The 6,862-nt window shown below is 64.6% G+C and carries 7 protein-coding genes; 4 read left to right on the forward strand and 3 right to left on the reverse strand.

Translation table 11 applies throughout. The features are described from left to right. Window positions 1-12 precede the first annotated feature (12 nt). Both BCD48_RS36980 and BCD48_RS56090 read left to right on the forward strand, forming a co-directional pair. Window positions 13-1,299 carry a hypothetical protein gene (locus tag BCD48_RS36980; protein WP_071053041.1) on the forward strand — a complete coding sequence of 429 codons (1,287 nt, stop codon included), beginning with the start codon at window positions 13-15 and terminating at the stop codon, window positions 1,297-1,299. A 1,189-nt stretch (window positions 1,300-2,488) separates the two neighbouring features. Continuing rightward, entirely contained in the window at window positions 2,489-2,773 is a 285-nt protein-coding gene (locus tag BCD48_RS56090) for a helix-turn-helix domain-containing protein (RefSeq protein ID WP_083419765.1), read from the forward strand. 78 nt (window positions 2,774-2,851) lie between these two features. Here BCD48_RS56090 and BCD48_RS47795 read toward each other — a convergent pair whose 3' ends face one another. The 3 genes from BCD48_RS47795 to BCD48_RS36995 all read right to left on the reverse strand — a co-directional run bounded on the left by BCD48_RS47795 (window position 2,852) and on the right by BCD48_RS36995 (window position 4,860). After that, window positions 2,852-3,088 (reverse strand): DUF397 domain-containing protein, encoded by a 237-nt coding sequence (locus BCD48_RS47795; protein ID WP_083419766.1) that lies wholly within the window; start codon window positions 3,086-3,088, stop codon window positions 2,852-2,854. A gap of 416 nt (window positions 3,089-3,504) precedes the next feature. Then, window positions 3,505-4,398 (reverse strand): helix-turn-helix domain-containing protein, encoded by an 894-nt coding sequence (locus BCD48_RS47800; RefSeq protein WP_157910607.1) that lies wholly within the window; start codon window positions 4,396-4,398, stop codon window positions 3,505-3,507. A 207-nt stretch (window positions 4,399-4,605) separates the two neighbouring features. Next, a complete protein-coding gene (locus BCD48_RS36995) occupies window positions 4,606-4,860 on the reverse strand; it encodes a hypothetical protein (protein ID WP_071053044.1) in 255 nt (84 codons plus the stop codon). A gap of 516 nt (window positions 4,861-5,376) precedes the next feature. On the opposite strand from BCD48_RS36995, the gene BCD48_RS37000 reads away from it, so the two are divergent. Together BCD48_RS37000 and BCD48_RS54450 are read left to right on the forward strand one after the other, a co-directional pair. Then, window positions 5,377-5,829 carry a DUF4158 domain-containing protein gene (locus tag BCD48_RS37000; protein ID WP_071053045.1) on the forward strand — a complete coding sequence of 151 codons (453 nt, stop codon included), beginning with the start codon at window positions 5,377-5,379 and terminating at the stop codon, window positions 5,827-5,829. Between the two features lie 52 nt (window positions 5,830-5,881). Further along, a complete protein-coding gene (locus BCD48_RS54450) occupies window positions 5,882-6,622 on the forward strand; it encodes a toll/interleukin-1 receptor domain-containing protein (protein ID WP_071053046.1) in 741 nt (246 codons plus the stop codon). Window positions 6,623-6,862: the final 240 nt, after the last annotated feature.

The following is a 6,862-nucleotide window of genomic DNA, read 5'->3' on the forward strand; positions in this document are numbered from 1 at the left end:
AGAAGACCAGCCATGACACTCACCGAGCCCGAACTGCGGTCCCATCTGCGCGCCCTGTCCGACCAGCGGCCGACGCCGGGCCTCGGCCCCGCGTTCCCCGACCGGATCCGCGACGGAGCTCACCGGCGCCGCGCCCACAGCCGGATCGCTGCCGCCTTCGTCCTCGTCCTCGCCCTGGCCGGCCTCCCCCTCGGGCTGCTCGCCATCACAGGAGGCGACACCAAGGCCGATCCCACGGCGGCCTCGGCCGGTCCCTCCTACGGCGGCGTCACCGCCACCTGGCTGCCCTCCGGGATGACCCACACGGTCGACAACGCGGTCGTCCCCGACACCTCCCCGCAGCAGGGCCCCCTCGGCCCGATCCGGTTCTACCGGCGAGACGTCGACACCCCGTGGCTGACCATCCAAGGTCTGCGTCTCGCCCCCGGCGTGTTCCTCAGCCAGTTCACCGCGGCCAGCCCGTCCGCCACACCGGCGACGCACAGCCCATCGCCCACCGGCCCGGGCTCCAAGGCCGAGCCCGACCAGCTCTGGATCACCGTCTCGTGGGCACCGCCGGACGGCACCGGCCTCGACACGCTGACCAAAGCGATGAAAGACCCGACGCTCACCAACTCACCGCACGGCAAGGTCACCACCTCCGCGCGGACCGTCAACGGGCGTCCGGCCATCCTCGCCACCGTCGACGACCCGGGCCTGCCCGCATGGGCCGGTGCCCCGGGGGACTACAACTACGACGCGCTGCTCGCCTGGTCCACACCGTCCGGCGCCCTGCTCACCGTCGAGTCCGCTACCGTCGCCCCGACCGACCTGGCCGCGCTGCAGCACGTCGCCGAGGGACTCGTGCTCGGCACCCGGCCGCCGAGCCCGACGGCACCACCAGCACCGGACGCCGCCACCAGGACCGCCATACTCGGCGCGCTCCACAACGCGTTCAGCCCCGGCGTGACCGCGGACCAGTTCGCCGCGTCCGTGCAGGGCGGCGACGCGCTCACCGCCACCCACACGCGCCTGCTCGCCGGCAACCCTCAGCTCGGCCCCCAGATCGAGCCCCCCACCAACGCCGAGGCCGGGCGGATCGAGCTGATCGACCCCAACACCGCCACCGCCATCTTCAACCTGACGTACGACGTTCCGATACCCGCCGGCTCCTCGGGCACCCCCGCCCGGACCATCCGGGTGACCTACTACCGCAATGCCATCGTCACCCGTACCGCTGCCGGCTGGCAGGTCAACAGAGACACCTTCTGTGACACGACAGGCACGATGGGCGTCGAGCCGGGCTGCCCACCGGCCTGACCGGACCTCGGGTTGACGCCGTCTGGCGGCGGTCCCGGCCCGGTTGAGGCCGCGCCTACAGCTGACCCGGACTCGCCATGGACCAACGGAGACAGCCGCCCCCCTGCGCAAGCAGGGGGGCGGCTTTCGGAGATCCGCTGGGGGTCAGAAGAAACGCTCATAGCCACACCTGTTCGTCTCGCGCCGTCTTTGCCGTCCCCGCTCCGAGTCACGTCGCCGGTCGACTAGGACGACCTGACCCCAGCAGTTCACGACGAAGGCGCACGTGGGCCACGGCGGCGCCGTGACTGTGGCGGCGCCGGACGGGTCGTAGACGGCGATCGGCCGACCCGGGGCCGACGAGGGGAGGTGGCACATGCGCCCACGTCAGCCGACCTCGGCGCCGTTGGCGAGCGCGAGGACGGCCTTCAGCGTCCAACTCGTCTGGCCGGTTCCCAGTCGGCCAGCAGCTGGGTCCGAGAGGCATGCTTCACCTGGCCAGTCACTTGGCTTGGCCACGGTACAAGCCGCCATAACACAGGGGTGTCCTCAAAACCTTGGGGTTCTGAGGACACCCCTGTGGCCCGCCGCTAGTAGCCGCTAGGGCGGAGCCGACGCTGCTCGTCACCATGAACAGCGGGTATCCAGCAGGGACATCATGCACCTGCAGGTGGCGTACTGCCAAGTGGCGCTGAGCCAGCGCGTGCACTGTCGTCACCCGGCGGGGCATACGACCGACGGCGCGCTGGCCGCCTGCGACTCGTCCGAGTGGACGCTTGTGAGTCGAGCGACATCTACATGAGATATCCCGCTACGGCACTCGTCTATCGATGTCATCCCAATGTGCGTCTCTCCGGGGCACCCGAACACAGGGTAGTACGCTTGACGCGCGATCTATGCCCATCGGGCGTAAGGAGGGGATCCCATGGATACTTTCGCATCGAGAGGAGGTGAGGACGCGGTGCGGATTTCAAGGCGGGTGGCGAGACTTGCCAGGACGGCGGTTCGGGACTGGCCAAAGAACCTGAGACTCTGCGGCACCGTCGTTGTAATAGCCGTTACAGCGACGGTGGTGATCCACGTAGGGTCGGTTCCAGTCATGACACTGCTCGTCGCCATGAGGTAGCGGATATCCAGAGCCCGTAAGCGCCGCAGGTGGGGGTCGCCTCTCAGACCCCCACCTGCGGACATTTATTGTCTACTCGAAAGGATGGCTAACGTGGCCGCGAGTAAGACCTCCATTAGAAGTCGAACGTCGTTGCCACTTGAACTGCGAGAGGAGCGGAGACAAGCAGGGCGTACGCAGAGAGAGGTTGCCGAAGAAATGGACTGGTCCGAGTCCAAAATCTATCGAATCGAGAAAGGTAGAGTAAGTATCTCTACCACGGACCTCAGAGCGCTCCTTAGCTACTACAGGGTCACTGACGAAGACCGGGTCAGCTACCTGATTCGCATGAAGCGCGAGGGTCGTGGCGCTACTTCTTCCGACTCGTAGCTCGCAGGTAAACACACCCCTGATCGATGCTCAAACTCTCGCGCCGCATCCGGGATTCGCTCCTTACCCCCTAGCTCGCTAGCTCGCTGGCTCGGGGTCAAATTCTCCCATGCGTACACCAGTCAGGAATGCCAGCCACTCGACGTTGGTGAACCGCAGAACCGCACCAGAGCGATTCTTCGAATCGCGGACGAAGATCTCATTTGCGGTAGCAGCCACCTCAACGCAACCAGAGGACCCGCTCGCCGAACTCTTCCGCCAATCAAGAAGGGGGTCTTCCCTGACCCTCTCCGACACATTTCCTCGCGCATCCATGCCAATCTTTCCCTTATCCCGAAGTTAAGGACCCATCCCCCCCAACTGACCTGGGGCTGACGTCGCCCCAGGTCAGCGGGTTGGGATCGTTCGATCTTGTAGATCGGCAGCTCCTCGCAGACGACCTCGGCTCAGCCCGGTCGACGAAGAGTAGCGCAGGCAGAGACCATCCGCCCCAGCGCGGGGGCATGCATCGGTCTGAGCCTGGTCAGGGAGCGCTGAGCTGCGCCGCCGGCCCCGGAAAGGTCGCCAGCCCCAGACCTGCGGATCGCCGCGAGAAACCTCTGCATCAGGCCGTTTGCTAGGTTGCATCTGGGCGCTGAGCAGTCAGCTAGTTATCGCTCTGGGCTGCGCCAGTCGGGGTCAACGCAGCAGTGAGTAACTGTTACGAGGGGCAGGCCTACGACTGCGGCCTGTTATTCAAAAAGACTGATCGCCCTATCAATGGCGACCGATGTATCAGCCTTGTCTATCAGCTGTTCAAATTCCCAGAAGTGCCCAAGATAGTGGGTGGGAGTAACGGGAGTGATCTTAGTAGTCTCGTCTAGCGAGTTCTCTCGAATTATTAGTTCATCGATGGCGTCTTCCAGGTACAGCACGTCTTCGTCTGCTGGGTCCGGGAACTCGAGCAAGGTGTACGGGACACGCACGTGTTCGTATAGACCGTGGGACAAGGGAACGATGCGGATCGTTATCTCCGACTGCTCCGCTTGTTCTTTTAGTTGGCGGAGCTGCCTCCGCATGACACTCTTTCCCCCGACCGCACGGAGAAGTACGGGCTCATCCAAGAGGAAGTGGCATTCAGGTGGAGAGTCACGATGCAGAACCTGTTCCTGACGGTCCATGCGGAGCTCTACAAGATCGCTTACATCCCGCGAGTCGGGCGGCTGTTCGAGAATAACGGAAATAACGACTCTAGCATATTCCTCGGTTTGGAGTAGCCCAGGAATTAGCACCGGTTCAAAGGATCGGATAATCGACGCCGAAGACTCGTAGCCCAAGAAAGAAATAAGCTCCGGCGATGCTACACCCCTATAGGCGTTCCACGGAGTCTGTTCCCGTGCGGCCCTCGCGGTCTCGATGAGGGCAGGAATTCGATCAGGGGAAACACCATAGCTCTGGAGGAGCGCCTTTAGGTCATTTGTGCTTATATTGACCAGGCCCGTCTCGATTCGGATCAGCTTCGATGGCGACCAGTCCATCTCCTCCGCGACGGCCTTCTGCGTCTTTCCAGCGGCCTCCCGGGCTTTACGCAGTTCACTTCGGAGACGGCGCCGCTGTACCGCCGGGTCAGGAACGTACTTGGGCATGGCGCCCCCCTTCGTCCTCGCGCTCAGCACCCGGGCCCCGGACACGTCCCAGCACATGGCGAGTTCGCAACCTGCAATCTCGCAAGTAGCATAAACCACACGCCCCCACCGTTACGTTAGGTTGCTCGCACGTGCCGCGAGTTGCCACATCAGTGAGACGGAGGTCGTGCGGGTCCAGGTGCTGGGCATGCGACTGACCTGCGCCTTTCAGCCGAAGGCGGACCCCGTCGGAGCATCCGACACGGGCGGGTGGAGGTTGCTCTCGGTGAGTTCCTGTGGGCCCCGGTTCCGGGTGCGTCGCGGCTGGCCGTGCCGGGTCGCGGTCAACGAGATGCGGGCGATGACGATCGCGGGATGAGTGCCGTGGCTGCTCGGTGGCTTCGACATCGCCGGCCAGGAGGCCGGGACACCTATGTCGATCAGCACTCGGCGCTTCCACCTGCTGGTCTGCGTGCCGATCATGGCGAGCTGCGTTCACCACGGTGTCCGGCTCGTCCTGAGCCGACCATCATGATCGAGAAGGTCGGCGGCGGCCGGTGCCGGCCCAGCCGGTCAACGCCGCGGGCAGGCTTTCTACCGCGAGCACTACGCCGCCTGCCGGACGTGCACGCCCCTCACCCCGACGGCGCGACCCCGCGGAATCGTTGGCCGAGGCTCGATCTTTTGGGGCGATCGTCGATCCACCGAGGAAGGCCATGTTGATTGGCAGCCACTGGCGTACCACCGCACCGATCAGGGCTAGTAGCGCCGCCGCCACACCGGCGCGATCAATGCGGCTCGGTCGGCCAGGTGCACTGACCCGAGACCGAGTGCAGTGACCATGGCCCGGGGCTCGGGTCGCCGCTATGAAGCGACACGTAGCTCGCTGTAGTGGCTTAATTCCACCCCAGTAGGGCGATAGGGGCGTAGCCTTACGCTGATCGCGTGCCGAGTGATCACGGGGGCTGTTCGGTGCGACGTGGGTGGACTGTTGACGAGTTGATCAAGTGCTGGACGCTGCTCGATGGTGAATGGCGTCTGCTGCGGAACAAGACGGGGGCGTCGCGGCTGGCGTTCACGTTGTTGTGGGAATTCTTCGAGCTGGAGGCTCGGTTCTCGGGGCACGGCGGGGAGATCCCGAAGACTGCAGTGGCGTACGTCGCTGAGCAGTTGGACGTCGATGCCGAGGTGCTCGCCGGGTATGACTGGTCGAGCCGGCAAACGAAGCGTCACCGGGTGAAGATCTGCGAGGAGCTGGGCTTCCGCAAGTGTTCGGTAGGTAAGCAGGGCCCAGGCAAGCTCGGTCTGGACACGCTGCTGACAGAGGTCTCCAAGCTCGAGCGGGTCCGGGCGATCGACTGGGCGACGTGGCTGACAGCCGCCGACCGGCGCGGCCTTCTGCCCCGTTCTGGACCCATATCAACCTTTGCAGACGCTTCCAACTCGACATGACCAGCCGCCCCGACGCGCTGACACCGCTCCTGCCCGGCGCCGGGAGCGTCTGATGAACCAGAGCCAGGATCCGGCCACCGGCAAGAAGATCGACTTCTTCATCTCCTACGCGCCACACGATGAAGAGCACGCAACATGGATCGCGTTCGAACTGGAGGAGGCCGGCTACACCACCGTGATCAAGGCGTGGGACTTCGTCGCCGGGACGCATGTCATCCAGGAGATGCACCAAGCGGTGCAGAAAGCGACGCGGACCATCGCCGTTCTGTCCATGGCCTACCTGGCCGAGGCTTATGCGCAAGCCGAGTGGCAACAAGCCTGGCGGGATGACCCGCTGGGCGAACAGCGCAAGCTGCTCGTCGTCAGGGTAGAAGACTGCGATCGCCCCGGGCTGCTCCACCAGATGATCAGCGTCGACATCTTCGGACGGACCCCCCAGGAAGCACGCGACCAGCTCCTGAAGGCCGCCCGCGGAGGACGACACAAGCCGCCGAGCGCACCCGCCTTCCCCACCCGTCGTCAGGGGCTTGACCTGCACGAGATCGCCGACCAGTTGCAGGTCGCGGTGCGCCGCCAGTGGGAAGACGAGGCCGCGATCCGGCGACTCAACGAGCCCTATCCCCTACCGGTGAGCTGGGAGCCAGCCGATCCGGAGCTGGTCGACGACTGGGACATCATCACCCGGCTGGCCACCATCGGCGCCGGCTGGCCCCCTCCTAGGCCGAAGTTACGGATCGCCAAAGATCAATATCGTCTTTACCTGGAACTTTGGTGTGCGTTGGGCGAGCGGTAGACAGTAAGACGATCAGCTCGCGCCTCGCGGTCTCCCATCGCGGTCCGTGACGGCCTGCGGTTCACGAGGACCACCGCGAACACGGCCAATGCCGGCGTATGCTGCGGAAACGCTGACCACGCGACTACCTTCAGGCGATAGATCGACTACCTTCAGTAACGGTAGCCAGTAGAGCGAATACGGTCCGCCGCAAGTGTGCTGGTCAGGGCGCTGGACTTCATCAAGATCACGCAACTTCGG

It is taken from the genome of Pseudofrankia coriaricola (assembly GCF_001854805.1).
Classification (GTDB): domain Bacteria; phylum Actinomycetota; class Actinomycetes; order Frankiales; family Frankiaceae; genus Pseudofrankia.